Origin of the sequence: Thermogemmatispora sp. (assembly GCF_042408735.1) — a bacterium.
GTDB lineage: Bacteria > Chloroflexota > Ktedonobacteria > Ktedonobacterales > Ktedonobacteraceae > Thermogemmatispora.
This window is the reverse complement of record NZ_JBHOQV010000126.1, coordinates 130,192-156,079: the sequence shown is the minus strand read 5'-3', so window position 1 is coordinate 156,079 and position 25,888 is coordinate 130,192. Positions and strand designations below refer to the sequence as shown.

Sequence of the window (25,888 nt, the reverse complement as noted above, 5' to 3'; positions counted from 1 at the left end):
TGGCTTAGGCGGGACCCTGTTCTCCCCCTTGAAGGGCGTATGTGATACAATAGAAAGCAATCTCATTGATTCGCGGCCTCGCACGCTCGGCGAAAAATGGGGTTCCACAGCAGAAAGCGCGATTGCAGCTATGATGGAAACAGAAGAACGCGATGCACAGGCTCTAGACGCCTATTCGCGCGCGGTAACCACTGCGGCGGAGCGGGTGGGGCCGGCGGTAGTGCGCATTGACGTTGAGCGCGGCGGGCTGCGCTGGCCATACGTTCCCCCCTATGGCGGTCCCGGTTTTGATGCCACCGGCCTGGGTTCCGGTTTTCTCTTTGCCTCCGATGGGCAGGTTCTAACCAATGCCCATGTTGTCGAAGGGGCGCGGCGCATCCGCGTGACGCTGGCCGACGGACGCTCGTTTGATGCTGGGCTGGTTGGCGCTGACCCCGAGGCCGATGTGGCCCTCTTGCGCATCGGGGCGGACCGTCTCCCGGTCGCCGAGTTCGGGCGAGGGAAGCTGCGGGTAGGCCAGTTGGTGATTGCCGTGGGCAACCCCTACGGGCTGAACTGGACCGTGACCGCTGGGGTGGTCAGTGCCCTCGGACGTACTCTGGAAGGGCGTGGTGGGCGTCGCCTTACCAATCTCATCCAGACCGATACTCCCATTAATCCAGGCAACTCGGGCGGCCCCCTGGTTGACAGTTCGGGGCGGGTCGTCGGCATGACGACGGCCATGATGGCTCTCGCTCAGGGGCTGGGCTTTTCAATTCCTCTGGAGACGCTCCAGTCAGCCATTGCGCGCATCACACGCGGCAGCACGGCGCGGACGGGCAGCGTGGCCTTGGGAGTCGGAGGAATGCGCGTGCTGCTGGATGCGGCCCTACGGCGCGCTGCTCAGCTCACCCAGGTCAGTGGTATGCAGCTACTCGAGGTTCACCGCGATAGCGCCGCCGAACGGGCTGGCCTGCGTCGCCTCGACATCATTGTGGCCGCCGATGGCGAGCCAGTCACTGAGCCACGCGACCTGCAGCGCATCGTGCGTCGCCATCTCCCCGGCGATCGCCTCATCGTCAATTTTCTGCGCGATGGCAAGCTGCGCCGGGTAACGGCCGTCCTCTGAGAGCGGCGAACCCGTTGTCTTGCTCCATAGTTGATGGTTGCCACTCGGTCCGCTCGCGCGCTGCGGGCGGACCGGGGCTTGATCCGGAAGCAGGTCCTGGTCCGCCCACCCCCGACGCTGACGCCGGTCGATCCTGCTCCCGAGTTGCCACTTCCTCCCTCTGTCTCTTCACCTGGTGTCCCTCTGACCTGCTGCTAGGTCCGCGCCTGATCTTCCTTGATTACCGGGGAATATTCTTTCAAAAGCTTTTGCACCTTGGGAGCAATTACGATCATGCAATAGGGTTGATAGGGGTGGCGATCGTAGTAGTCGCGGTGGTAGTCTTCGGCTGGGTAGAAGTTGCTAAACGGGACAATCTCGGTGACGATCGGATCGCGGTAGGTCCCTGCCTGCTCCAGGGCCGCCTTTGAGGCCAGGGCGAGGCGATGCTGCTCGTCGTTATGGTAGAAGATGGCCGAGCGGTACTGCGTACCGACGTCGTTCCCCTGGCGGTTGAGCGTCGTAGGATCGTGGGTGTGCCAAAAGATTTCCAGTAGCTGCTCAAAGGAGATGACGCGCGGGTCGTAGCGGATCTGAACGGCCTCGGCGGCGCCAGTTTTACCCGAGCAGACTGCTTCGTAGCTCGGGTTCGGTACCTGCGAGGCGGCGTAGCCCGGCGTGACGCTCACTACTCCCTTGACGCGCTTAAAGACTGCCTCGGTGCACCAAAAGCAGCCCCCAGCCAGGGTAGCCAGCTCCAACTGATCATGGTCGCTCATAAAGCACCTCGTCTCATGCAGATTCTCTGCCTGTCCCTGTACTCTATCACAGCGGCCAGGGGGGCCACAATCTCTGCTGTGGCGAATCCTCTGGCCACTGCTGTCCGCCTGTTTCCCCGTCGTAGCTCTCCGCTGAGGGGCGGAGCCGCCTGTCTCCTCGATAGCCCCTCTTCTCGTGAAGAGAGATGTGCCTACCTGGCACATCTTTTCATGGAAGCCAGAGCAAAGCGTCCTTATAGAGTGTAGGTGGTCAACAATGTACCTGGGGTGATAAAAGAGCCTGCACACGACCGAAGAACGAAGGAGTGAGAGATCATGCTGCCACTGTTCATCTTTGCCATCTGCATCCTTCTGCTCGGCGGCCTCGTGGTTCTCTGCCACCTCTACCTGCGCTGTGGCCTGGGCCAGCCACGCCTCACCTCTCTCGGCCAGTGGCACGGACGCTGGACCGCGAGGACGGATGTCGATAGGTCGATCTCGACGCTGGAGCCGATCCAGCCGACCGTTCACGATGAGAGCCTGCTACTGGCCGTCAACGTGGCGCCTGACGAGACCAGCCGTCAGGCCCGCTTCATTGCCTTCCTTCTGCTCGGGGGCTTTTTCCTGAGCATCCTTCTGCTCCTCCTGAGTCTGGGGTCCTAGCCCTGGCCTTTGAGAAAAAGGAGAGGGGCCAGGCCAGGAAAGCGGGAGGGGCATGGCCTGAGCCTTTTCTCAGGCTGGGGAAGAAGCTGCTGGCTTGTGGCCCCAGACGGTCACCAGGGTCCAGACGGCGCAAAAGTCATCTTGTTGCATCTCCGCCAGGGCTTGCTGTATCTGCTGCTCTAGTTGATCCTGTTCGATCAGGCCGGTACGGAGCAGGAAAGGGCGGATCAGCTCCAGGCCCATCAGGCAATCCTTAAAGAGGCTGTAGTAAGCGGGAGTATCGATCGACCACTCGATGGCGCTGGCGTGGAGGCGTACATGCTGGAAGCCAGCTTGGCGCAACAAGCGCGGCAGCACTGGGGTGATGCCGACATGACGCCCATCCGGCGAAAAGCTCTGTCCGACCAGCTTCAAGGCCCGAGTACCCAGCTCGTGGAGTGCACTGAGCGTCGGACTGGTCGTCAGCGATAGCTCGCCCTCGGTCAGGCGTAGTACCCCTCCCGGCTTCAGCAGGCGGTACCCTTCGGCGACCAGGGAGGGCCAGGCCCCTGGCAGCATAAAGCCAGCGAGCAGGCGGCCATTGACCAGGTCGAAGGATGCCTCGGGGAAAGCCAGCGGCTTCATCACATCCATCACCTGGAAGGTGACGTTAGCCAGGCGACGGGTCCGTGCCTGAACCGAGGCGTACTCGACGACCGCCTGGCTGATGTCGACGCCTACCACCTCGGCATCGGGGTAGGTGCGGGCCAGGTCCAGGACCCAACCGCCTGGGCCGCAGGCCAGATCGAGCACCCTGGCTGCAGGAGGAAGCGTCTGTCCCTCGGGGAACAGGCCGCCCATTCCCTCGGTAATGATGCGCTCCTGCATCATCAGGCGTGCCATCTCCGCCGGATTCTCGGGATCGATCACGTAGGTGTGGCGGTCTGAGGATGAAGAAGGTCGCCCGGCGGGCTTATGTTCTCCAAAGTGCTCCGTTGAAGCGCTCATTGTCGGCCTATCCCTCTTATTGTCTGACACAGCGAGAAGAGGCAGCTCTTTCAGCCCGGACAGGCGGGCAGCCAGGGAGGCCGGTCCGACTCTTGCGAAGCAGTTGCCTCTCCTGCTTGCTGTTCTGGCTATGCCCTATTAGATAGAATAGCACGAGAGCCGGCCCCGTGCCAGGCTGATCAACTAGAGAAGCAAGCTGCGCGTAATGGAGAGGGAAGTGATTATTTGTTATTCAAAGCAAAGAAAGAGAAAACGAGCGCAGTGGTGAGGGAGAGGCTGGCGTACCGCTGCGCTCGTTGGGAGCGAAAGGAGAGAGAAGACCGGGCGAAGTTAGCGCTGAGAGTGGAAGGGCGCTGCTAATCCATGAGCATGCCGCCGTTGACATCCAGCACCAGGCCGGTGATCCAATTCGAGGCTGGGGAAGCCAGGAAAAGGATGGCCTCAGCAATATCGCGCGGGTCACCCAGGCGACCCAAAGGAGACATCTCATCGCGATAAGGATGCCCGATCGTCATATCGGTCCAGACCGGTCCGGGAGCCACGGCATTCACATAGACCGCGTAAGGAGCGCCGGCCTTAGCCACCCACTTAATAAAGGAGTGGACACCGCCCTTAGCGGCCACATAATGGGGCCCGGAGATCACGCCTCCCACCTTGCCGGCCACCGAGCCTACGCACACTATTTTCCCATAGCCGCGGGCCTTCATATGGGGGTAGACGGCCTGCACGCAGAGGAACGTGCCTCGAAGATCGATAGCCAGAACTCGGTCCCATTCCTCTACGGTCATAGCCTCCAGATCCGTACGAGAGACCACGCCGGCGCAGGTCACCAGGATATGGGGAGGACCGAGGCGGGCAACGACCTCATCGATAGCCTGGCGCACCTGCTGAGCATCAGAGACATCGCAGGAGAGGCCGATGGCCTGCTGACCCAGCGCCTCCACGGTCTGCACTGTCTCTGTGCACGGAAGCAGATCGAGGGCCGCCACGCTGGCCCCCTCTCGGGCCAGCACCCGGGCGGTGGCCTGGCCGATACCCCGGGCCGCACCGGTTACCACCGCCACCTGACCACTCAGGTCGATCCGATCGCTGACAGGAGCTACTGCCATAACGAAACCGCCTTTCGCTGCATTGCTTCACACTTGGCATCAACGCACAGTCGGCATCGCCCGTCTGGGCCGCGGGCTGCCTGGACGGACGAGCGAGTTGCAGCCAGGGCTAAACTCAATCGCAGAGCCTGCGGCTGTCTCGCTAGTCTGCCCTGATCTGTCAAGGCTTCTTGCCGCGCCCGCTGGCCGGCAGGCCGACGCCAGTCAGTCGGCTTATGCTACGATGAACCGGCTGGAGTTGCCTGGGCCTCCTTCTGTCTCTGATCATCTTCCTGGGCGATACCGCGCAAGAAGATCGAACTGAAGATAGCAGCGATTTCCTCGGGGGAGAGGCGCCCCTCGGGATTCAGCCATTGGTAGGCATAGTTATGCATGCCCAAGAAGCCCAAACAAGTGACTGAGACATCCAGGGGCCGGAACAGGCCCTGCTTGATCCCGCGCTCTAGAGCTGCGCGGATATAGCCTTCAAAGCGCTTGCGCTTCTCCCGAATCGCTGCCGCGCGTTCGGGGGAGAGGGCTCGCCACTCGTTCAAGAAGACAGTCACGTAGGGCCGATAGTCGGCGATAACGCGCATCAGAATGCAACTCAGCGTGCGCAGAGTATCGCGCGGGTCCATCTCGGCGCTCAGGCGCCGCTCTGTCTCCTCCAGCAAGGGATTGATGAACTGCTCGTGGACCCAGAACAGGAGTTCATCCTTGCTAGCGATATGGTGATAGAGGCTGGCCTTGCCCAACCCCAGCGCCTCGGAGAGATCGCGTACACTGGTACCGTGGTAGCCGTGTCGGGCGAACAACTGAGCGGCTACCTCGATGATATCGCGCTTACGCGCCACTGGGACCCTCCTCTCTGAGCGCGGAGCTGGAGGCGAGGGGCCGGCCTCTGCTCCCTTGACGAAAGCTTGTCAGTTACCATTAGCCTGCCTCGAGTTGATTTTCTGCCTAGCAGCAAGCAAAGGCGGCCTGGGTTTATGGGGGATAAGGAGGAACCGAAACCGGGATGGGAGCCGGAACCGCAGGTCGACGGCCTTGTATTCTCCTGCAGATCGGGAAGTGCTGGCCCATATGTCCCACCTTTCACATGCAGTACAGATTATAGAACGCTTGTCAATGGTTCTGGCCGGCGGCTGCGCTACGCAGAGCCTGCGTTGCCTCATAGTCAATCTGAAGACCCTCGGGATCGTGATAAGGATCGCCCCGGATTACCACGCCATATAGCTCTCGTGCCGCCTCGATGCTAATATACTCATCGCGCACATCCCGCAGGACCCGCTCGGGGGGGCGCTCCAAAGGATTGCCCCATCCCCCACCGCCGTTGGTCAGATAGCGGAACATCGTCCGTGGGCGTGTGCGCCAGATTGGCACGCGTGCAAAGTGGAAGTAGCGACCCTGGCGATCGAGAGCGTGAGTCTCCGGATTGAGCACTCCTGCAACGGGGGTTGCCTGACGATAGACTGCCTCATCGAAGCCGACCAGGCCGGCCTGCTGGACCTGTTCATACGCCTCTGGCTCCCAGACCCAGACTGCTCCCACGGCTCCATCTCTGCCGCCATAGACGCCGAAGCCGCTGGGGGCCTTCGTATGCAGAGGCATCGAATAATGCTCAGCCTCAGTCAGCCAGAGGGTATCTTTCACCACCGCTGCACCGCCGCGGTGCTGGCCGGCGCCGGCAGTATCGGTTGTGTACTCCTTGCGCAGTACCACACAAGGGAAATCAGATTCGATAGCCTCGGTGGCCGGGTCGAGGTTATTAGCCAGGTAGAAAACCATATAGCTATCGGCATCGCCATCCTTGGTTGCACCCCAGGGGCCGTGTTCGCCACCGCATTGAGCCATCGTTACCCAGGGGATGCCGTTGCGCACGCCATTGGCATTATGAATATTGAGCGAGCAGTAGTCGCCGCCAACGGCGTTTGGGCCCAGGGCCTCTTTCAGCGCGCGGAAGATGGCCAGAAGTAGAGGCTGAGTGCTTTCCCAGTAGAGGAAGATTGCCCCATCGGGAGGCATAGCGCTAAAGAAGGTGCCTTCTGGCAAAACAACATCCACATTGCGCAACGTACCCGAGGTAAAAGGACTACGCGGGTCCAGCAGATACTTGAGGGCCACCGCTACCGCCGTCTTGGCATCCAGCCAGCCGCCATTAATGCTGGTACGGGCCTGCCGTGAGCTGCCGCTCAAGTCAACCTCCGCGCGGTCGCCCCGGATACGCACCTTCACCTTCACGTGGTACTCCTCGCTGTCATCGACGCCATCGCAGTCGATGAAATCCTCACCCTCAAACTCACCATCCGGCAGGCGCGCCAGGGCCTGGCGCATGGTCTCCGCTGACAGATCGCAGGCGTAGCGGATCGCTCCCAGATAGCTCTCAACGCCGTAGCGCTGGATTGTCTCCAGCAACAGGTTCTCGCCCAGGCGTAGATTCTGGTAGATCGTCTTAATATCTGGCAGCATCAGGTTGCCGAAGCGCGCGTTATCGAAAATCAAGCTCCAGGCCGACTTGACTGGGCGATCGCTGTGATAGAGCAGCTGTGGCCCGATGACCAGGCCATTCTCGTAGACATTGCGCTTTGTGCCGCTGAAGCCAGCCGGCACCACGCCGCCCATGTCAAGCATATGGGCTTGCAAGTTGACAAAGCCGACCAGGCGTTCCTCAAAGAAGACTGGGCGAATGAAGCAAACATCATTCACATGGGTACCGATGCGATAGGGGTCATTGCACATCAGCACGTCGCCTGGCTGCAAGTTCTGGGGTCCGAATTCCTCCACGGCGTTGCGCACTGCGTCGGTCATCGTCCCCAAGAAGAGCACCAGGCTATTGCTGACCGCTGGCGTCGGATAGTCCAACTCGGGAGGGCCAGCGATGGTACTGGCAAAATCATACCAGTCACGGAGGATTACTGAGAATGCATTAGTCAACAATCCAGTGCACATGTGCTGTACAATATAGCGCAGGCGACTGGAGAGTACCGTAGCCGTAAAGCGATCGCACTGGTAGCGGGCGCGGAAAGCATCCTCGTCCAGATCCTTAATGAGCACCGATGGCTCAACGCGCACCATAGTCGGGACCTCCTCGGATACTCTAGATCCTGTATGCGGACTGCGAACAAGGCTGGGGAGGGCAGGAACCGGTGATAGATGAAGGGATGGATGGGGTGAGGTATCACCATTCCTGCCCGCGCTGGATAAGGAGAACGGAGTCAGCTAAACGGCTGGCTCGATAACGATCTCTCCCCACGAGCCGACACGAGCCACCTGGCCAGCGATCACATGGATTGTCGAAGTCGGCTCGCGGATAATCGCCGGGCCACGCACAATGGCTCCGCTGCGCAGGTGTACGCGCTCGTACTCCGCGACCCGCAGCTCGCCCTCGCTGAGGTAGCGCAGCGTGGTCCAGCGCTCGGGGGTCGCCTCATGCGGCTGGCCCTCTCCCAGGAAGGGATATTCCACCTTCTGAGAGGGCACCACCACTTGCACGCGATAGGTGACACTCTGCACCGGGATTGCCTCGAAGCGATTGCCCGAGCGCCGCTCATAGACCCGATGAAAATTCTCGACCATTGTCGCGATCGTTTCGGCGCTGATCTCGCCAGCGGGCACCTCCACAAAAGGTGTCTCCCAGGTCTGACCGAGCAGGCGTCCGTCGAAGCTGCGCAGTATCTGCACCTGGCTCTTTTCCCCGGGGATACGTGCTAGCAGCTTTTCCTCCATAGTACGGTAGATCTGGGCGATCGTCGGAGCGGCCTCCGGCGTTAAAACCATATAGGCACTCCGGCTATCGGAGTAGACCAGATCAGAGCTGAGCAGGCCGAGGGCCGAGAAGAAACCGGGGTAGGGAGGCACAATCACCCGTTTGGCCTTGATCTGCTCCAGGATCGCAGGGAGAAAGAGCGGGCCAGCGGCTCCATAGGCGATCAAACTATAATCACGTGGATCGACGCCTTGCTTAATCGTGATATCCAGCAGGCCCTCAGCGATATTATTCAGGCCGATCTTGTAGGCGTACTCGATGCGCTTCTCCAGGCTCAGCGCGGTAGGCAGGCGCTCGAAAGCGGCGCGCGCCAGCTCCACATTGAGATGCATCTGGCCGCCGAGGAAGCGCTCAGGGTCAAGGAGGCCGATCAGCAGGCAGGTATCGGTCAAAGTTGGAGCCATACCTCCCTTGCCATAGCAGGCAGGACCGGGATCGGCCCCTGCGCTCTCCGGCCCGACCTGCATTTCACCGGACGCAGCGATTGATACAATGCTGCCACCGCCGGCCCCAATGCTGGCGATCTCGATCGAGAGGGCATTGACCAGCAGATCGTGCTCCAGTTCGAAGGTCTCATTCACCACCGGTTGGCCGCCTGTTACCACGCTGATATCGCAGGATGTGCCCCCGATGTCGCAACAGATCAGATTCCCTTCGCCGATCAGGCGTCCAAAGTGGGCACTGGAGACCGCCCCTGCGGCAGGCCCGGCGAAGACGATGCGGAAAGGCTGCTCCATAGCGATCTCGGCAGGACGCAGCATAGCGGCACAGTCGGCAAAATTGACCTGGCCTATGAAGCCGGCCTCACGCAGCCCCGAGAGCAAATTGTGCGAGTACTGGGAGAAAATGATCTTCATCAGCACATCAATCAGGGTCGTTGAGGCGCGCGCGTACTCCTTGGCCAGGGGAGAGACCTCTGAAGAGATCGAGCAGGGAATATCACCAAGCTCCTCACGCACAAGCTCACGCAGGCGGATTTCGTGCTGCGGATTCAGATAGGCATTGAGCAGGCAGATAGCCACTCCCTGGACATGACACTTTCTAAGGATGGCCAGTTGCTCGCGAGCCTGAGCCTCATCGAGGGGCATCAAGACGCTGCCATCGGCAGTGATACGTTCGCTAATGCCGCGGCGCAGATAGCGAGGAACCAGAGGAGCGGCAGCATCGCCGAAGGGGCGACGCCAGCCAGGATCAGTCAAAGCGTCGAGCGGGCGCCATGTTCGCCCCATGTCCAGGATGTCCCGATGTCCGAGTGTCGTTAAAAAGGCTACCTTGGGCAGACGGCGCGTAATAATGGCGTTGAGGCCAACGGTGCTGGCATGGTTGAAGATCGGTTTGCTGGCGACATCGAGCAAGCGTGCGCCTTCAATCACCGAGCGCTCCGTCTCCAGGGCATTGGTAGGGACCTTGGTCACCTTGATCGAATGATCATCGAGGGCCACGACGTCGGTGAACGTGCCGCCAACATCGACTGCAAGCATAGGAAGACTCCTCAGGAGAAATACTTACACGAGGTGCCTCTACTATCAGTGAAGGTCAGGGTGCAACGATAACACTCTTCCCAGGCTCGGCTAGAGTGTCTCGGAGAGAAGCTGAATGGAGCCGAGGCGGCCCCAGCGCTCGCGTTGAAGGCTGTAGAGGCAGTCCTGGCATTTCGTGACAAGCCACCAGCCGCCCTCGCTTAGCACAGGGTAACGTTGCAGGTGCTGGCTGCCACACTCAGGGCACTGGCCCTGGACAGACTCCTTGTGGACAAAGAGGAAAGGCTCACTGGATCGTGGGTAGACGCTCATACTCAGACCTCCTTGGAACGAAGGCCGCACGTCGTCTCTGTGCGAGCCAGGCCGGACAAGACCAGGCTAGAAGCTCTCTCCCTCACCAGGCGGAGCAAGGCCCGAATGGGTCTGACAGCGCCTGGGAAGAGCCTCTGCTATGGACGCATCGCCACTATGCGACCGACCAGTCGGTTGAGAGTATAGCATAGACGAAGTGCCGCCGTCAAGGGTCTATTGATGATAGCAACCCTGCCAGTCGTTGTTTGTTGGAATTTAGTGAAATTATGCCACCGCATAAGATCTAGTTTCAGACGATGCTGACCCCGAACTGGTTACACTGACCCTTGACGCCAGATTGCAGGCTATGTTATACTTCCGCCAAACAGACCGATTGGTCGGTCGGTAAGCGGCGCGATGAAGGGGGAGGAATCCCTTGGCGGGCGCATGGACGCGACGAGGGGGGACTAGACCTGGGCCTATCTGCAGACTGGCACTGGTTGGTGGGTAATGCCACTGCGTGCCAGGTGGCTCCTCCTCTCCTCTCTCTTGTCTTATATCCTGGAAGGAAGGCGTGTGGCCAGGTCTTCAGCAAGCAAAGGAGCGATCTGCCTGGTTAGCTGTGGCCTGGCGAGCTGGCAAAGGAGCGCGTCATGACCTTCAACTTCAGCAGTGTCATTGAGCACTATGCGGAACGCTGCCCTGAGCGAGAGGCCATTATTTACGAGGGAAGGCGACTCTCCTATAGTCAACTGCATGCTCGCTGTGAGGCGCTTGCCTCTGCCCTCAAAGAGCAAGGTCTGGCGGCTGGAGATATCGTCGCTATTCTCCTCAAGAACTGTCCTGAGTTCCTGGAGACCATCATTGCCGTGAATCGGCTTGGCGCAGTAGCCTTGCCCGTCAACTGGCGGCTTGTTGGCGAGGAGCTGGTCTATATTCTCAACCATAGCGAGACCAAGCTGCTCATCAGCGAGCGCGAGTTCGCTCCTGTCGTTGAGGCGGTTCGTGGCCGCTGTCCAGGTCTGAGTCATGTAGTTGGCGTGGGAGCCGATGTGCCGGAGGGGTGGCTGGTTTATGATGAATTACTTGCGGCCCACTGGGGGCGACGGGTGCCGGCGGTGGAGGTTGGCAGTGATGACCTGCACCGTCTCATGTATACCTCTGGAACGACGGCCTATCCCAAGGGCGTCATGATCTCCTATGGTAACCTTTACTGGAAAAATATTGCTCAGATCACGCTCTTTGGCATCACGGCGGCAGATCGCACTCTGATCGTTGGGCCACTCTATCACGTGGGTGGGCTGGATCTGCCAGCCTCCTCGGTTCTCTACGCGGGGGGAAGCGTGGTCATTCTGCGCAAGTTCGAGCCGCTGGTCTTGCTGGAGACGGTCCAGCGCGAGCGTGTGACCAATATGTGGCTGCCGCCTTCGATGATCAACATGCTGCTGCAGGCTGAAGGGATCTGGGGCTATGATCTCAGTTCGGTCCGCTTCATTATCGATGGCGGCGAGAAGATGCCCATCCCTCTCATTCAAAAGCTGCTCTCCCTCTTCCCTCATGCCTGGTTTGCTGATGCCTATGGCCTGACCGAGACGGTCTCAGGCGATACCTATCTTGACAAGGCCAAGACCATTGAAAAGATTGGCTCGGTCGGCAAACCCTGCCTCCACCTGGATCTGCGTATTGTCGATGAAAATGATCAGCCATTGCCGCCGCGACAGCCTGGCGAGATTGTTCTGCGCGGTCCCAAGGTCTTCAAAGGTTACTGGAAGGACCCCGAGGCGACGGCGACGGCGCTGCGCAACGGCTGGTTCCATACTGGGGATATCGGCTATCTCGACGAAGAGGGCTATCTTTACATTGTCGATCGTAAGAAGGACATGATCATCAGTGGCGGCGAGAATATTGCCTCGCTCGAAGTGGAGCGCGTCCTCTACGAGGACCCACGCGTGTTGGAGGCGGCGGTAGTGGGCATGCCGCACCCTCGCTGGGGAGAGGTGCCGGTAGCCTATGTGGTAGTGAAGCCAGGCCAGGTGGTAACCTCCGACGAGCTGCGGGCCTCCTGTCAGGCCAAGCTGGCTCGTTTTAAGGTCCCCCACCACATCTTCTTCATCGAAGCGCTGCCCCGCAATCCCTCGGGTAAGGTCCTCAAGCGCGAGCTGCGCCTGCGCGTCGCTGAGGACCTGGCGGCTCTGGCTAAGGGGACCAGTTCCAGCCAATCGGTCAGCTAGAAACGGTTCGTTCGTCTGAGTCGGTCAGGGCATGCCGCTTACCAACCTGATTTGCCTGCTGATCTGAACTTGACTGCCCACGCTCGGGCGAGTGAAGTATAAGGAGGCTTCAATGGACAGAACGCTGAGCGCAGAGCTTGCGCGGTTCGTGGCCGGCCTGAGCTATGAAACCTTGCCCGCCCAGGTTGTTGATAAGGCCAAAACCTGTTTGCTGCATGGTCTGGCGGTGGGCCTGGCCGGCTCGGAGCTTGAGTATGCCCACATTGCTCGCCGCCTGGTAGGACTGGCTGAACCTGGGACCAGTGAGGTGAGTGCCCCCGTAATTGGTTCGACCTTGCGTGCGAGCCTGGCCGGGGCGGCCTTCGCCAACGGAGTTATCCTGCATGGGCGGGTGCAGGAGGACACCCATGGAACGGCTCACCCGGGCACAATGATTATCCCCGCTCTCTTGGCGGCAAGCGAGCTACGCACATTAGATGGTCGGGCCTTTCTGACGGCTCTGGTAGCTGGCTACGAGGTATTGGCCGCAGTCAGTCGAGATTTCACCGCTCTGACGACCCCGCGTGGCTTCCGGGCCAGTGCTATCTACGGAGTCTTGGGAGCCGCTGCGGCAGCGGGCAAGGCTCTGGATCTGAGTGAGGAGCGGCTAGCGGCAGCTTTGGGCTTTGCCTCTGCTTTTGCTGGAGGCACAACGCAGTCGTTTGCCTCGGGGAGCATGGAATGGCACTTTGAGAACGGGGTTGCGGCTCGCAATGGCTTGCTGGCTGCCTTGCTTGCGCGTGAGGGGGCGCGGGCCTCGGCTATTGCCTTGGAGGGACCAGCGGGCTTCTACCAGGCCTTTGCCGGCACGCGGGATGGCCTCGAGAGGGTGGTGAGCCACCTGGGGCGTGCCTGGGAAATCCTCAATGTGACCTTCAAGCCCTATCCGGTCTGCGCCTTTAACCAAAGTCCGATTACCGCGGCCTTGGCTCTGGCCCAGGCTCACGGGCCTCGCCTGGAGGAAATCGAGCGCATCGAGCTGGAGATGAACCCCTACGAGGCCAATTATCCGGGCATGGCCTATACCGGCCCATTTACTACGGTAGAGCAGACGCAGATGAGCGCACCTTTCTGTGTGGCCTGGGCGCTGGCTCATCGCTCGTTCTCGTTCTCCTCCCTCACTCAGTTTGAGGACGCCGCCACTCGTGCCTTGATTGGTAAGCTGGAGATGCGTGCACACCAGGAGCTGCCGCCGCTTTCGCTGCGCCTGACAGTTCATCTCGTCGATGGACGCACGCTGCGGCAAGAGCTGCTCATCGATGCCAGCTACTATGCCTGGGACTTTGCTCGCGAGTTGGAATTGGTCAGGGAACTGCAGCCCGATCTGCCCCTGACGCCTGAAGCGACTCAGCGCCTGGTCGAGCTGATTCGAGGGCTAGAGCACTGCCAGGATGTACATGAACTGACACGCCTTCTGGCTGCACCCGCTCCCAGTTCTGTGGGCAGCTAGGGTTGCTCGCTAGGTGGACGGTCAGGGCTGGAGGCAGGTGAAAGCAGCTATCCGCCGCCGCTGTCCGTCCACCCGGTACCTGAAATTGATCTTGTTTGGAGAGGAGGCTAGGTGTGCCGCCCGCTGAGGACATCGATAGGGCACTGGCGTGCCGCTTGCTGGCAACGATGCAGTTAATTCGGGCCTTCGAGGAGGCGGTGCGCGATCACTTTGCCGCCAGGCATATCCCTGGCTTTATTCATCTCTCTATTGGTCAAGAGGCTGTGGCGGCGGGGCTGGCCAGCGCTTTGGAACGCGATGACTATCTTTATGTGACGCATCGAGGGCATGGCCATGTCCTCGCCAAGGGGGCTGACCTGAAGCGGGTTGCGGCGGAAATCTTCGGCAAGGGCGCTGGCTATTGCCGAGGTCGGGGCGGCTCCATGCATATTGCTGCCTTTGAGGTGGGCGTGCTGGGGGCTAATGGCGTGGTAGGAGCGGGCCTCCCTCATGCGGCGGGAGCGGCCTGGGCCTTGCAACTGCAAGGACGGCGGCAAGTGGCAGTGGCGGTCTTCGGCGATGGAGCCGTCAACACCGGCCTCTTTCACGAGACGGCCAATATCGCTTCTCTCTGGCGTCTGCCGTTGCTCTTACTCTGTGAGAATAACGGCTATGCCGAGTTTACTCCCTTGAGCGTGCATGCGGCTGTCGAGAGCGTAGCGGAGCGCGCCGCTGCCTACCGGCTGCCGGCCTGGCGTGTAGATGGACAGGACCCGCTCGCCGTGCGCGCTGTGGTCCGCGAAGCGTTGCTCCGGGTTCGAGCTGGCGAGGGGCCGGCTCTGGTGGAGTGCCTGACCTGGCGTCTGCGTGGACACTACGAAGGCGACCCGCAGCGCTATCGGCTGCCAGCAGAGCTGCAGGAGGCTATGGCCCATGATCCTCTGCGCCTCTTTGCCGAGCGCCTTCTGCGCGAGGGCCTGTTAAGTGAGGCAGAAGAAGCAGCACTGGAGGCGCAGGCCCGTGAAGCGGTGGCTGAGGCCATCGCTTATGCTCAAGAGGCGGCCTTTCCTGATCCCGCTTCGGCGTTGGAGGATGTGCTCTATCAGCCGTTGGAGTCAGACTGATCTGAAGACCTGGGGATAGCGAAGGAGCACTTGCTGTGGCGGAAAAACGCTATGTGCGTGCGATCAATGAGGCTCTATGCGAGGAGATGGAGCGCGATCCGGCAGTTTGTCTGCTCGGGGTCGATGTCGGAGCGCCTGGCGGCCCCTTTGGGGCCACGCGCGGCCTCCTGGAACGCTTTGGTCCGCAACGTGTCCGTGACACGCCTATCAGCGAAGCGGCTGTCGTGGGCCTGGCCATTGGGGCGGCCACGCTTGGCCTACGCCCGGTCGTTGAAATCATGTTCATGGACTTCCTGGCGTTGGTCATGGATCAGCTCGTTAATCAGGCCGCCAAGATGCGCTATATGACTGGAGGCCAGGCCAAGCTGCCGCTGGTTGTGCGTACCCAGACCGGCTACCGCGATAGCGCTGGTCCGCAACATGCCCAGAGTCTGGAGGCGTGGCTGGCCCATGTCCCCGGCCTCAAGGTCGTTATGCCTTCTAGTCCGTATGAGGCCAAGGGCCTGCTCAAAGCTGCCATCCGCGATGACAACCCGGTGATTGTTGTCGAGAACCGAACTCTCTATGCCCTGGCCGAAGAGGTACCGGACGAAGATTATGTCCTGCCGCTGGAACAGGCTGCAATCAAACGTGAGGGCCAGGACGTGACTATTGCCAGTGTAGGGGTCATGGTGCGTGAGGCCCTGGCGGCGGCAGCAACCCTGGCCGAGCGAGGTATCTTCTGCGAAGTCATAGATTTACGCAGCGTCAACCCGCTCGATCTGCAGACCGTGCGGGCCTCACTGGCGAAGACCAACCGCTTGGTGATTGCCCATAGTGCTGCGCGCTTTGGAGGAATAGGAGCCGAACTGGCGGCCGCTCTCGGCGAGGATGCCTTTTACATGCTCGATGCGCCTATTACACGTGTTGGCGCAGCATTTGCCCCGATCCCTTTCTCCCCTCCACTAGAGCAGGCGGTTGTGCCCGATCGGACGGCCATTATCGCTGCTGTAGAGCGGGTTCTTGCGCCTTGAGAGGGGAAAGAGGGGCGCCTGTCTCCCTGAGCACAGTGGGGGCAGGGCCTTGGGACAACACGTAGTGCCAACCATTGGTTCTATCTGGTCTGACGGTTGATCATGTGGCCAAGCGAACACTTTGGGGAGCAGCTATGAGTGAGGCGAGTGCGGGGGCACAGGTCGAGGTGATCATGCCTCGTCTGGGTCTGACCATGCAAGAGGGAACTATTGTCCAGTGGGCCAGGCATCAGGGGGAGCCGGTCACGGCTGGCGAGGTGATCTGTACCATCGAGACTGAGAAAATCACCCATGAAGTTGCGGCCCCCAGTAGCGGCTATCTGCAGATCCTGCAGCCCGAGGGGGCCACGGTCTCTGTCGGCGCCGTCATTGCGCGCATTCTGGCCCAGCGGGAAGCGCTAGTTGCGGCGGCGGATGGGCCAATGATTCAGGCTCAAGAGCAGGCGCGGGGGGAGAGAGAACAGCGGCCGGCAGGTAGGTCGATCGCTGCTCCAGGCCAGGTGGCTGGTCCTGGGGGCGGGCGAGAGAGGCGTGAGATCTCGCCTGTGGCCTTGCGCATGGCCCAGGACCTGGGCGTACCCTTGGAGCGTATCCGGGGCAGCGGCCCCCGGGGACGTATTCACAAAGCCGATGTTCTGCAGGCCTGGCAGCAGCTCCGTGAAGAGAGAGGCCAGCAAGCGTCGGCAATCTCAGCAAGCGGCATAGCCGTAGCCCCTGCGACTACCATCTCATCTCACGGCGACGAGCCGCTGCGATCAGACGGAGAGGGGCAAAGGCAGTTGCCCTCCTACGACAGTGAGCCGTTGACCCCCATGCGTCGGCGCATTGCTGAGCATATGCTGGGCAGTCTGCAAGGGACAGCCCAGCTAACCCTGATGATGGAGGCTGATGTCACCTCGACCCTCCAGCTGAGAGCAGAGCTGCAGCAGGAACAGCAGCGCCATGGGGAGTCAGGAATCACGCTAACCCATCTGCTAATCAAGATTGTCGCTCTTGCCTTGCGTGAGCATCGCCTGCTCAATGCCGCTCTTGTAGGAGATGAGATTCGCCTCTATCGCGAGATCAACATTGGGGTCGCAACTGCGCTTGAGAATGGCTTGCTTGTGCCAGTGATCCGGGGAGCTGATCGCAAGAGTCTGGCTGAGATCAGCAGGGAGCTCCAGGCTCTGGTCGAGCAGGCCCGCAGTGGTCGGCTGTCACCCGATGCGCTCGCGGGAGCGACCTTTACGATCACCAACCTGGGAGCACAAGGAGTCGACTACTTCACTCCCATCCTGCCCAGGGAGCAAGGTGCCGTTTTGGGTATAGGGCGCATCTGTGAGCAGATTCGTCCCAGCGCCGAGGGCTTCCAACGTTACAGTCGCTTGGGGCTGAGCTTGACCTTTGATCATCGCCTGATCGACGGAGAGCCTGCGGCGCGGTTCCTGGCCCATGTCAAGTACCTGCTGGAACATCCTGGAACGCTTCTCCTCTCGACCCATTGAGAGTACTGTTCTACTGCAGAAGCGTCTTCTATCGTGGATGTTTCCCCCAGGCAGGCAGCCAAGACCTGCGAGAGCGAACCGCACGCCTTGGTCCATCCTATCTTGTGCAGGGAGAACAACGATGGATTTTCAGACCTCAGAGGAGCATGCCCTCATTCGTGAGAGTATACGGCAGCTCGCCAGCCGCTATGGCCTGGAGTACTGGCGTGAAAAAGATCGCCAGCATGCCTTTCCCGAGGAGCTATGGAGGGAGCTGGCTCAGGCTGGCTGGTTGGGAACGATCATCCCCGAGCGCTATGGGGGGGCTGGCATGGGATTGCTAGAGATGGCGATTGTGGTAGAGGAGATGGCCGCTAGTGGGGCAGGAGCCACCATCGCCCAATTGTTTATGATGACACCGGTCTTTGGGGCCCTCACCATTCTACGGCACGGCTCTGAGGAGCAACGCGAACGCTACCTGCCTGCGCTGGCTCGTGGCGAGTTCGATTTCAGTATGGCCCTCACCGAGCCGGATGCTGGCAGCGATACCCTGGCCACCAAGACCCTGGCGCGCCGTCGTGGCGATGACTACATTATCAGCGGCCAGAAAGTGTGGATCTCGGGAGTCGATCGAGCTGGTGGCATGCTACTCGTGGCACGTACCACGCCCCTGGAGGAGGCACCTCGTCGTACCTTTGGCCTCAGTCTCTTCTTGGTTGATCCGCGAGCACCAGGCATCAGCTATCTGCCCCTGGAGAAGGTCGGAACGCACTGTGTGACCTCGAGCATGGTCTTTATCGACGAGCTGGTCGTGCCCAGGACAGCTCTCGTTGGCGAGGAGGGCGAGGGCTGGAGATACCTGGTAGATACTTTGAACAGCGAGCGTATTGTCACAACGGCGGGTTGCGTGGGGGCCGGAGATCTGGCCATCAAGCTAGCGGTCGATTATGCCAATGCGCGCGTCGTCTTCGGTCAGAAAATTGGCCGCCACCAGGCTATTCAGTTTCCGCTGGCGCGCCTAAAGGCCGAGATTGAGATGGCTCGCCTCATGAACTACAAAGCTGCCTGGCTGCTTGATCATCATCTGCCCTGCGCGGCGGAAGCCAATATGGCTAAGATGGTAGCGGCAGAGGCTGCCTTTAATGCCTGTGATCAAGCCATGCAGACCCTGGGTGGCTATGGCTTTTCGACGGAGTACCATATTGAACGGCTCTGGCGCGATGTCCGGCTGTTCCGCCTGGCGCCAATCAGTCAGGAGATGGTTCTCAACTATATTGCTCAGCACGTACTTGGGCTGCCGCGCTCCTACTAAGCGGTTGGTCAGCGTAAAGCGAGGAGGCGAGAGATGAGTTATCGTTACCTGCGGATTGAGCGTCCTCACCGGCAAGTGGCTCAGGTAACCGTTGCGCGACCGGACCAGCTCAACGCTATTGACCGGACTGTCCTCGACGAGCTACGTCAACTAGTAGATGAGTTAGAGCGGGACCGTGAGCTGCTGGTTGTCATTCTGACTGGCGCGGGAGAAAGGGCCTTTGTGGCTGGGGGAGATGTGGCCTATATGGCGGCTATGAGCCTTTCAGAAGCGCGGCGCTTCGTCTATGAGGGACAGGAGGTGCTGTTGAAACTTGAGCGCAGCAGCAAAGTGAGCATTGCAGCTATTAATGGCTATGCCCTTGGAGGAGGCCTGGAGTTGGCCCTGGCCTGCGATATCCGTCTGGCTGTAGAAGAGGCTCAGCTTGGCCTGCCGGAAACCTCGCTTGGTCTGCTGCCCGGCTGGGGGGGGACCCAGCGTCTAGCGCGCCTGCTGGGGCCGGGATTGGCTAAAGAGCTTATTTTCACGGGACGTCGTCTGAGGGCGACGGAGGCGCTCCAGCTCGGTCTGGTCAATCGCGTCGTGCCTCGCGCGCGCCTGCTGAGCGAGGCCCACGAGTTGGCGCACAGCATTGTGCGCAACAGCCCGATTGCTGTGCAGCAGGCCAAGCGAGCCATCAATCAGGGACTGCAGACCTCCTTGGACCAGGGCCTGGTCATAGAGGCAGAAGCCTGGCTCGTGCTCTTTGGCACTCATGACCGTCAAGAGGGGACACGCGCCTTTGTCGAGAAACGCCCTCCTCACTTCACCGGGGAGTAACCGATAACCGTTGGGCGGAACATCCAGGAAGGGAAGAACGAAGGTCACCGCCCTCTGCCTGTAAAGGCGAGACAGGTCGCGCCTGCGGACCTTCGTTCTCTTTCTTCTGCCTGTGCTCTCGTGGTCCAGCCTCATCCTATTTCTGAGCTATCTCCTGCCGGGCAGACCAGGCCGATTCCGGGGCTGAGTCTCTCCGTTGCGCTTGTCCGCGGTTCTCTGAGAGCCTCCTTGTATGGCGCTTTCTTCCCATGCGCTCCCTTCCTGACCCCGGAACTGCTGACCGGTTTCGTCCTCGCTTGCTGGCTTAGGGATGATATCGTCCTTCTCTGCTTGCCTATCATGGCCTGGATGTGGGTTGCGGCCTCTAAGCAGCCGGAGCTGGCTGAAGGCGGGGAGCGGTAGCAATTATGATGCTGGCGTAAAGGGCCAAAGTGGCTTTGGCGCTCGGCCGGGTTGGTCCTGGCCTGGGGAGGGACTGCCTGGGCGAACAGGGAAGAAATGGCCTGTTGACTCTGGCAGGACTACCCTCCCCAGTCAGGAAGCTGGGAGCTGAGGGAGTCATCAGGGGCACGTCGAACGAGCCATGCCACATAGGCGAGCCGGGGTACCTCAGACTGCCGTGAACAGGTCGGGCGAAGCCTGGCTCTGGCCGGCATTGCTCCCATAGAGCAGCGCGCGCAGCGTCGACGACAGGCGCTTGATCCCCTCGCGCAGCTGCTCAGGCGACTTATCGGCAAAGGTCAAACGCACACTTGGGCACTGCTGCTGACTGCTCTCCGCGCGGAAAAGCTGGCCCGGAGCCAGCAAAAGGCCGCGGTCAGCTGCCTTCTCTATCACCTCATACTCCTGCAAGTGTGGTGGCAGCCACAGCAGGAGATTGAAGCCTGCCGTCGGGATCGTCCAGCGGCAGTCAAGCCCGGCTAGCTCCTCCTCCAGCAGGTTCAGCAGGACGTCGCGCCGACGCCGATACTCCTGGCGGCAACAACAAAGCTCCTCCTCGAAAGCGGAATCGCTCAGGTGCTCCAGTAAGGCCCGTGCCAGCGGCAGCGAAGCCCCACGCGCGAAAGCCTGCTGGCCCTCGACCAGGCGCGCCAGGATGGGGGGGGCGGCCACAATGCAGCCGAAACGGAGGGTTGGAAAGATTAGCTTGTTGAAACTCTTGAGGTAGATCACACGCCCCTCGCGATCAAAGCTGCGCAGAGCCGGAGGAGGCTCACACCCGGCCTCGGAGTAGAACAGCTCGCTGCAATAGTCGTCCTCGACGATCAATAGATTGTAGCGGCTGGCCAGTTCGACCAGCCGCTGACGGCGCTCGCGCGAGAGCGTAACGCCGGTGGGCGAATGGGCCGTTGGTACCACGCAGAGCAGGCGGGGACGGACCGCAGGGGCCTCCAGAGCTTGCTCCAGAAGATCGAGGCGCAGCCCCTCTTCATCGATCGGGATCGGCTGGCAGGCTATCCGCTGCTGCTCAAAAATATCCAGTGCCGCCAGATAGGCTGGCTCCTCGATAAAGACCGACTCGCCCGGCGTCAGCAAAACACGAGCCACCAGGTCCAGCCCCTGCTGATTGCCGCTGGTCAGCAGAATCTCCTGCGGCTCAGGGTGAAAGCCGAAGCGCGTGAAATACTGGCACAGATAACTGCGCAGAGCCTCGTCGCCCAGCGTCGAGCCATACTGTAGCACCTGCAAGCCGGAGGCTCGCCTGACCTCCTCGGCCAGAAGCTGCCCCGCTCGCGCCATCGAACGCTCCCAGCGCTCGATTGGAAAAAGGCTGACGTCAGGGTAGCCGCTGCTTAGATTGATCATCGTAGCCGGATCGCCCCACCGTTCGAGGGCGCGCTGTGTCAGCCACTGCAGTTGGCCCGCGCGACTGGTCTGTAGAGCCAGCCCTCCGAGCCAGCTCGCCGCCCAGTCCTGCCGCTGGCGCTGAAAGGCTCCAGCTACACTGCCTCCCTGCGCGTGAGGATCGCCCCCAAAGGGCGCCCGGGCCCGCGCCAGGGCCGTCAGGGGCGAAGAAAGGATATAGGTGCCACGCCCAACATGACCACCAATGACTCCCTCGCTGGCGAGAAGATCGTAAGCCTGGGCAACCGTCGTTGTGCTGACACCCAGGTCTGCCGCCAGCCGCCGCACCGGCGGCAACTGCATGCCCTCGGTCAGCTCCCCTCGCACAATCGCCCCCTTGATTTGTTCGGCAAGCTGCTGATAGAGCAGAGTGCGCGTGCTCTTGTCCAGTGAAAAAGTGATGCTCATTGTCCCTGGCTTCATCCTAACTGCTACTTCATGGGAAATACTCTAAGCTATAGATGGGGTTCATTTCGCTATTTGGAGCCTTTAAGGATTGTATAGCCTAGTATATGCGAATCCACAATCGTTGTCAATTCAGCAGTTTGCTGCTCTCTCCCTTACACAAGGGATCGATTGTTCGTAGATGGCTATCATTAAACAACCAATAGAAGCTTATAGGAAGCGAAAGAGCCTGTAGTCAGTACAATTAATACATTCGCTGTCTGGAGAGGCTGGGGGGAGGGAGCCGGGGGGCGATGGTATAATATCCTCTGCCGGCCAATGAAGGCAGGAAGCGAAGAGGAGCCTGCCACCTCATGCTCAACGAACGCGGTCGGCGAAAGGCGGGAACGCACTTGGCATCGCTACCTGAGCGCATGCAGACGCGCTTTACCGAGCTAGTCAACATCCGCTATCCAATTGTCCAGGGAGGTCTCTCTCATCTCTCCTTTGCCGAACTGGCGGCGGCGGTCTCCAACGCGGGCGGTCTTGGTCAGATCGGCTGTGCCTGTTTCGCCACGCCTGAAGAATTGCGGGCCGAGATCCAGAAGGCCAAGCGCCTCACGGCCCAGCCCTTCGGGGTCAACTTCCCCATAGGGCACATTCCCCTTGAGCCTTTTCTCGACGCGGCCCTCAGCGAGGAGCCGGCGGTAATCAGTATTACTGGAGGTAACCCTGAGCCGCTGCTCAGGCGCATCCAGGCCAGCGGCGTCAGAGTGCGCACGATGGTCCTGGTGGCGGGCGTGCGCGCGGCGCGCAAAGCGGAGGCTCTGGGGGCGGACGCCATTATCGCCGTCGGCTTTGAAGGCGGGGGACATCTCGGGCGCGACGATGTCGGCACGCTCGTGCTGACGCCTCGCGTCGTCGAAGCTGTCAAGATCCCGGTCCTGGCCAGCGGCGGCATTGCCGATGGGCGCGGCCTGGCGGCAGCGCTGGCCCTGGGAGCCGAGGGGGTGGAACTGGGCACGCGCTTTGTGGCCGTTCGCGAGAGCAACGCTCACCCGCGCTATCAGCAGGCCCTGCTTGAAGCCCAGGAGACGGATACCACGATCATCGAGCGCAGCATTGGGCGCCCCGCGCGTGTTCTCAGAGGGCCGGTCGCCGAGCGCATTCGCCAGGTCGAAGAGGCTCTCGAGCGTGAGCAGGCGACTCCCGAGGAGCGCTTGCGCCGGCTGCTACCGCTCATCAGCGGGTCGGTCAACAAGCGAGCTGCGCTGGAGGGAGTGATTGACGAGGGCTTTGTCTGGGCCGGGCAGGTGGTCGGTCTGATTCACGATATTCCAACGGCACAGGAACTGATCGAGCGCATGGTGCAGGAAGCCTGGCAGATCAGTCAGCGCCTGCCAGGCCTCTTCAGCGCGCCCCACTGATCCTGCCAGAAAAGGAAAACCAGGAAACGAGCGAGTGTCGAGAGCCGTTGCGGCTGCCCTGGGTCGTTTTCGGTTTGGACCTCAGGGGGACGGCTGTGCTCTGCCTCGGTCTCGACCTCGCTCCTCGCTGCAACTCGCTCAGCTCTCGGCCTGCTGATCGGCAGGGTCGGAGGCCATGTTGGCCAGAAACTGGCCGATCTCGGCCAGGGCAGCCATAGCGCGACAGGTGATCTCGATCGATTCGTAGTAGGGGATCCCCTCAGCGCGTAGCAACTGCAGAGCGGGTATATCCTTATCGTAGCGGGCGTAGATGGTCTGCACCAGGACCGGCTTGCGATACTGGCGTACGAGGCGGCCCAGGGCGTGGGCGGCCTCCTCCTCGCGGGTCCCGAAGGTCTCTGAAAGCAGCCAGCGATAGCCGCCGAACAGGCCCGTAATGATGACGCCGTCGACGGTGGGGTCGGCCAGGCAGATCTCGGTCAGGTGAGCGAAGGCCAGCGGGTCCTCATCGGCGGCCCCGGCGACATCGATCGGATTGGTGGCCGTCGCCCGTGCCGGCATCAGGGAGCGTAGCCGTTGCTGGGTCTCCTCCTTGAGGATGGGCACCTCCAGGCCGCAGCGCAGGGCTGCGTCGCCCGAGGCGACCACGCTGCCGCCGCCGTCGCCCACAATCGCCACGCGCCGACCGCCACGCGGAGTCGGTGGCTGCAGTGCCAGCGCGCGTGCCACCGGATAGAGTTCGTCGGAGCGGATAACGCGTACCACGCCGCTGCCGAGGAGTGCTGTATCATGGTCGGGGCGCACGGTGGCCAGGCTGCCGGTATGGGCCAGGGCGGCGCGCACGCCGACCTCCGTGGCCCCACTCAGCAAAATCACCACCGGCTTGTAGCGTCCCTGATGATAGAGCTGCTGGGTCACCTCCCGCAGCGTTGCCTCATCGATGGCCTCGACGTAGCCGGCGATCACCTTTGTCTCAGGGTCGTTGGCCAGATACTGCAGATACTCGGGAAAGCGCACGTCGGCCCCGTTCCCCATACTGAGGAAGGTTGTGAAGCCCAGGCCGTCGAGCTGAGCCTGAGCGTAGAGATACATTCCCAGGTTGCCGCTTTGAGAGACCAGGCCGATCGGTCCTTCTGGCAAAGGAAAGGCCATGCCCAGGGCGTTGAGCTGGGCACGTCGCACGTAGACACCCATGCAGTTGCTGCCCAGGATACGGATGCCGTGCTCGTGGCAGCGGGCGACCAGTTCCATTTCGAGGGCGCGGCCCTCGGGACCGGTCTCGCTGAAGCCGGCGGTGACGATCACGATGCCCTTGACTCCGTGAGCGATACAGTCATCGACGGCGGCGGGCACGTGCTGGAAGGCGGTGGTGATAATAGCCAGATCGACGGGTCCGGGCACTGCGCGCAGGTTCGGGTAGGTGCGCTGGCCGAGAATCTCGGGGGCGCTGGGCGTCACAAGGTAGACCTCGCCTGGAAAGCTCGCCAGCAACTGGCGAGCGGCGACATGGCCCCACTTCTGGGGCGCGCGCGAAGCGCCAATGATGGCGACAGAGCGCGGGTGCAGCACTTCCTCAAGCGTATACAGCCGGTTGCTCATTCAACCCTCGTCCTTCGAATCGTCGGTATCGGTGGGTGGCCCCTGTTCTCGCTCACGCCGCAGTAGTTCCTCAACGCTGCGGATGAGCACGTCCGCACTCGGCAGGGGACCGGTGCCGGCGGGACGGTCAAGGTCGGAGGTTGGCCCGCCGCTCGTATCGCTGATCGACGGCTCCTCCTCGTCCTCCGGATCAGCCTCGTCGTCTTCATCCTCCTCGTCCGCCAGGGCGTGGATCTGTTCCTCCAGACGGCGGACGTAGGCGCTGGCCTCGGGGTCACGCGCCACCAAGGCCGTGATTTGCTCCTCGAAACGCACCGCGTCCGCCTGGATCTCGTTAAGGTCGAGGTCGAGGGAGAGGAGGCTGTTGACATAGGTCAGGAGGGCCGCAGTGACCTTGATGTTGGGGGTGGCGGCCAGATAATGGGGCGCTGCCGCCCAAAGGCTGGCGGCGGGAATGCTGGCGCGGCGACAGGCGTCCTGCAACACGCCGATCATGCCGGTGGGACCCTCGTAGCCGGAGCTGTGAATGTCCAGCTCGCGTAGCCGCTCCTGCAGCTCGGGCGTCGATGAGCTGCCAGTGATGGGTACTGCCAGCGAGTGGGGAATGTCTGCCAGCATGGCCCCCAGGAGGATGACCTCCGAGACGTGAAAGTGACGGCAGACCTCTAGAAAGCACTCGCTGAAGGTGCGCCACTTGAGCTGCGGTTCTACTCCCAGGTAGAGAATGATGTCGCGCTCTTGCTCGGGAAGGCCGTGGGCAGAGAACTGGTTGACAGGCCAGATTAGAGAACGCTGCATGCCGTCGACGATGCGCACGATGGGCCGTGTTTCGGTGAAGACGTAGAAGTCTTCGCTGTCTATTTCGGCGATCTTGATCGGCTTCCAGCGATCGATCAGGAATTTGATGGCGGTGGTGGCCGAGTCGGCGGCGTCGTTCCAACCGGCCAAGGCGGCAATCAGCACCGGGTTGCGTAGTGGCAGGTGTTCACGATAGTACTGGATCGAAGACATGCTCATACCTCTCTCTGCCTTCCCTGGACCGTATCCTACACATTCTATCATGTCGGGGAAATGGTGGGCAG

At 61.2% G+C, this 25,888-nt stretch carries 20 protein-coding genes; 10 read left to right on the top strand and 10 right to left on the bottom strand.

All coding sequences use genetic code 11. From position 1 onward, the window contains the following. Nucleotides 1-130: 130 nt before the first annotated feature. Complete coding sequence (locus tag ACFMO7_RS12130; RefSeq protein ID WP_376795740.1) at nucleotides 131-1,108, top strand: S1C family serine protease; 978 nt, start codon at nucleotides 131-133, stop codon at nucleotides 1,106-1,108. Between the two features lie 194 nt (nucleotides 1,109-1,302). Here ACFMO7_RS12130 and msrA read toward each other — a convergent pair whose 3' ends face one another. Continuing rightward, on the bottom strand, nucleotides 1,303-1,866 hold the full coding sequence (msrA, locus tag ACFMO7_RS12125; protein WP_376795739.1) for a peptide-methionine (S)-S-oxide reductase MsrA: 564 nt from the start codon (nucleotides 1,864-1,866) through the stop codon (nucleotides 1,303-1,305). 315 nt (nucleotides 1,867-2,181) lie between these two features. On the opposite strand from msrA, the gene ACFMO7_RS12120 reads away from it, so the two are divergent. Then, nucleotides 2,182-2,508 carry a hypothetical protein gene (locus ACFMO7_RS12120; RefSeq protein WP_376795738.1) on the top strand — a complete coding sequence of 109 codons (327 nt, stop codon included), beginning with the start codon at nucleotides 2,182-2,184 and terminating at the stop codon, nucleotides 2,506-2,508. A gap of 69 nt (nucleotides 2,509-2,577) precedes the next feature. On the opposite strand, the gene ACFMO7_RS12115 is transcribed toward ACFMO7_RS12120, so the two are convergent. The 6 genes from ACFMO7_RS12115 to ACFMO7_RS12090 all read right to left on the bottom strand — a co-directional run bounded on the left by ACFMO7_RS12115 (nucleotide 2,578) and on the right by ACFMO7_RS12090 (nucleotide 10,142). After that, entirely contained in the window at nucleotides 2,578-3,495 is a 918-nt protein-coding gene (locus ACFMO7_RS12115) for a class I SAM-dependent methyltransferase (RefSeq protein WP_376795737.1), read from the bottom strand. Between the two features lie 356 nt (nucleotides 3,496-3,851). Further along, nucleotides 3,852-4,604: an SDR family NAD(P)-dependent oxidoreductase gene (locus tag ACFMO7_RS12110; protein WP_376795736.1), complete on the bottom strand. Its 753-nt coding sequence runs from the start codon at nucleotides 4,602-4,604 to the stop codon at nucleotides 3,852-3,854. A gap of 218 nt (nucleotides 4,605-4,822) precedes the next feature. Next, nucleotides 4,823-5,437 (bottom strand): TetR/AcrR family transcriptional regulator, encoded by a 615-nt coding sequence (locus tag ACFMO7_RS12105; protein WP_376795735.1) that lies wholly within the window; start codon nucleotides 5,435-5,437, stop codon nucleotides 4,823-4,825. Between the two features lie 271 nt (nucleotides 5,438-5,708). Beyond that, a complete protein-coding gene (locus ACFMO7_RS12100) occupies nucleotides 5,709-7,658 on the bottom strand; it encodes a hydantoinase B/oxoprolinase family protein (RefSeq protein ID WP_376795734.1) in 1,950 nt (649 codons plus the stop codon). Between the two features lie 144 nt (nucleotides 7,659-7,802). Then, nucleotides 7,803-9,830 carry a hydantoinase/oxoprolinase family protein gene (locus tag ACFMO7_RS12095; RefSeq protein WP_376795733.1) on the bottom strand — a complete coding sequence of 676 codons (2,028 nt, stop codon included), beginning with the start codon at nucleotides 9,828-9,830 and terminating at the stop codon, nucleotides 7,803-7,805. A 90-nt stretch (nucleotides 9,831-9,920) separates the two neighbouring features. Next, entirely contained in the window at nucleotides 9,921-10,142 is a 222-nt protein-coding gene (locus ACFMO7_RS12090; RefSeq protein ID WP_376795732.1) for a hypothetical protein, read from the bottom strand. 632 nt (nucleotides 10,143-10,774) lie between these two features. Here ACFMO7_RS12090 and ACFMO7_RS12085 point away from each other — a divergent pair. From ACFMO7_RS12085 to ACFMO7_RS12055, 7 genes are all read left to right on the top strand, one after another. After that, nucleotides 10,775-12,352: a long-chain fatty acid--CoA ligase gene (locus ACFMO7_RS12085; RefSeq protein ID WP_376795731.1), complete on the top strand. Its 1,578-nt coding sequence runs from the start codon at nucleotides 10,775-10,777 to the stop codon at nucleotides 12,350-12,352. Nucleotides 12,353-12,464: 112 nt separating this feature from the next. After that, nucleotides 12,465-13,841 (top strand): MmgE/PrpD family protein, encoded by a 1,377-nt coding sequence (locus tag ACFMO7_RS12080; RefSeq protein WP_376795730.1) that lies wholly within the window; start codon nucleotides 12,465-12,467, stop codon nucleotides 13,839-13,841. A 113-nt stretch (nucleotides 13,842-13,954) separates the two neighbouring features. Then, nucleotides 13,955-14,944 carry a thiamine pyrophosphate-dependent dehydrogenase E1 component subunit alpha gene (locus ACFMO7_RS12075; RefSeq protein WP_376795729.1) on the top strand — a complete coding sequence of 330 codons (990 nt, stop codon included), beginning with the start codon at nucleotides 13,955-13,957 and terminating at the stop codon, nucleotides 14,942-14,944. A 35-nt stretch (nucleotides 14,945-14,979) separates the two neighbouring features. Beyond that, the gene (locus ACFMO7_RS12070) at nucleotides 14,980-15,957 is read left to right on the top strand and encodes an alpha-ketoacid dehydrogenase subunit beta (protein WP_376795728.1); all 978 of its coding nucleotides are present in this window, start codon (nucleotides 14,980-14,982) and stop codon (nucleotides 15,955-15,957) included. A 134-nt stretch (nucleotides 15,958-16,091) separates the two neighbouring features. After that, complete coding sequence (locus ACFMO7_RS12065; protein ID WP_376795727.1) at nucleotides 16,092-17,441, top strand: dihydrolipoamide acetyltransferase family protein; 1,350 nt, start codon at nucleotides 16,092-16,094, stop codon at nucleotides 17,439-17,441. A gap of 121 nt (nucleotides 17,442-17,562) precedes the next feature. Next, complete coding sequence (locus ACFMO7_RS12060; protein WP_376795726.1) at nucleotides 17,563-18,732, top strand: acyl-CoA dehydrogenase family protein; 1,170 nt, start codon at nucleotides 17,563-17,565, stop codon at nucleotides 18,730-18,732. Nucleotides 18,733-18,765: 33 nt separating this feature from the next. Beyond that, entirely contained in the window at nucleotides 18,766-19,551 is a 786-nt protein-coding gene (locus ACFMO7_RS12055) for an enoyl-CoA hydratase-related protein (RefSeq protein ID WP_376795725.1), read from the top strand. A gap of 609 nt (nucleotides 19,552-20,160) precedes the next feature. On the opposite strand, the gene ACFMO7_RS12050 is transcribed toward ACFMO7_RS12055, so the two are convergent. Then, nucleotides 20,161-21,804, bottom strand: coding sequence for a PLP-dependent aminotransferase family protein (locus tag ACFMO7_RS12050; protein WP_376795724.1), 1,644 nt, complete (start codon nucleotides 21,802-21,804; stop codon nucleotides 20,161-20,163). A 410-nt stretch (nucleotides 21,805-22,214) separates the two neighbouring features. On the opposite strand from ACFMO7_RS12050, the gene ACFMO7_RS12045 reads away from it, so the two are divergent. Then, entirely contained in the window at nucleotides 22,215-23,207 is a 993-nt protein-coding gene (locus ACFMO7_RS12045) for an NAD(P)H-dependent flavin oxidoreductase (protein ID WP_376795784.1), read from the top strand. A gap of 138 nt (nucleotides 23,208-23,345) precedes the next feature. Here ACFMO7_RS12045 and ACFMO7_RS12040 read toward each other — a convergent pair whose 3' ends face one another. After that, the gene (locus ACFMO7_RS12040; RefSeq protein ID WP_376795723.1) at nucleotides 23,346-24,806 is read right to left on the bottom strand and encodes an acetate--CoA ligase family protein; all 1,461 of its coding nucleotides are present in this window, start codon (nucleotides 24,804-24,806) and stop codon (nucleotides 23,346-23,348) included. Beyond that, nucleotides 24,807-25,823, bottom strand: coding sequence for a PAC2 family protein (locus ACFMO7_RS12035; RefSeq protein ID WP_376795722.1), 1,017 nt, complete (start codon nucleotides 25,821-25,823; stop codon nucleotides 24,807-24,809). It lies immediately after the preceding gene. Between the last annotated feature and the right edge of the window lie 65 nt (nucleotides 25,824-25,888).

Coding starts and splice junctions, on each gene's coding strand:
- ACFMO7_RS12130 (WP_376795740.1), top strand. CDS start 131: ATGATGGAAACAGAAGAACGCGATGCACAGGCTCTAGACGCCTATTCG.
- msrA (WP_376795739.1), bottom strand. CDS start 1,866: ATGAGCGACCATGATCAGTTGGAGCTGGCTACCCTGGCTGGGGGCTGC.
- ACFMO7_RS12120 (WP_376795738.1), top strand. CDS start 2,182: ATGCTGCCACTGTTCATCTTTGCCATCTGCATCCTTCTGCTCGGCGGC.
- ACFMO7_RS12115 (WP_376795737.1), bottom strand. CDS start 3,495: ATGAGCGCTTCAACGGAGCACTTTGGAGAACATAAGCCCGCCGGGCGA.
- ACFMO7_RS12110 (WP_376795736.1), bottom strand. CDS start 4,604: ATGGCAGTAGCTCCTGTCAGCGATCGGATCGACCTGAGTGGTCAGGTG.
- ACFMO7_RS12100 (WP_376795734.1), bottom strand. CDS start 7,658: ATGGTGCGCGTTGAGCCATCGGTGCTCATTAAGGATCTGGACGAGGAT.
- ACFMO7_RS12095 (WP_376795733.1), bottom strand. CDS start 9,830: ATGCTTGCAGTCGATGTTGGCGGCACGTTCACCGACGTCGTGGCCCTC.
- ACFMO7_RS12090 (WP_376795732.1), bottom strand. CDS start 10,142: ATGAGCGTCTACCCACGATCCAGTGAGCCTTTCCTCTTTGTCCACAAG.
- ACFMO7_RS12085 (WP_376795731.1), top strand. CDS start 10,775: ATGACCTTCAACTTCAGCAGTGTCATTGAGCACTATGCGGAACGCTGC.
- ACFMO7_RS12080 (WP_376795730.1), top strand. CDS start 12,465: ATGGACAGAACGCTGAGCGCAGAGCTTGCGCGGTTCGTGGCCGGCCTG.
- ACFMO7_RS12065 (WP_376795727.1), top strand. CDS start 16,092: ATGAGTGAGGCGAGTGCGGGGGCACAGGTCGAGGTGATCATGCCTCGT.
- ACFMO7_RS12060 (WP_376795726.1), top strand. CDS start 17,563: ATGGATTTTCAGACCTCAGAGGAGCATGCCCTCATTCGTGAGAGTATA.
- ACFMO7_RS12055 (WP_376795725.1), top strand. CDS start 18,766: ATGAGTTATCGTTACCTGCGGATTGAGCGTCCTCACCGGCAAGTGGCT.
- ACFMO7_RS12050 (WP_376795724.1), bottom strand. CDS start 21,804: ATGAGCATCACTTTTTCACTGGACAAGAGCACGCGCACTCTGCTCTAT.
- ACFMO7_RS12045 (WP_376795784.1), top strand. CDS start 22,215: ATGCAGACGCGCTTTACCGAGCTAGTCAACATCCGCTATCCAATTGTC.
- ACFMO7_RS12040 (WP_376795723.1), bottom strand. CDS start 24,806: ATGAGCAACCGGCTGTATACGCTTGAGGAAGTGCTGCACCCGCGCTCT.
- ACFMO7_RS12035 (WP_376795722.1), bottom strand. CDS start 25,823: ATGAGCATGTCTTCGATCCAGTACTATCGTGAACACCTGCCACTACGC.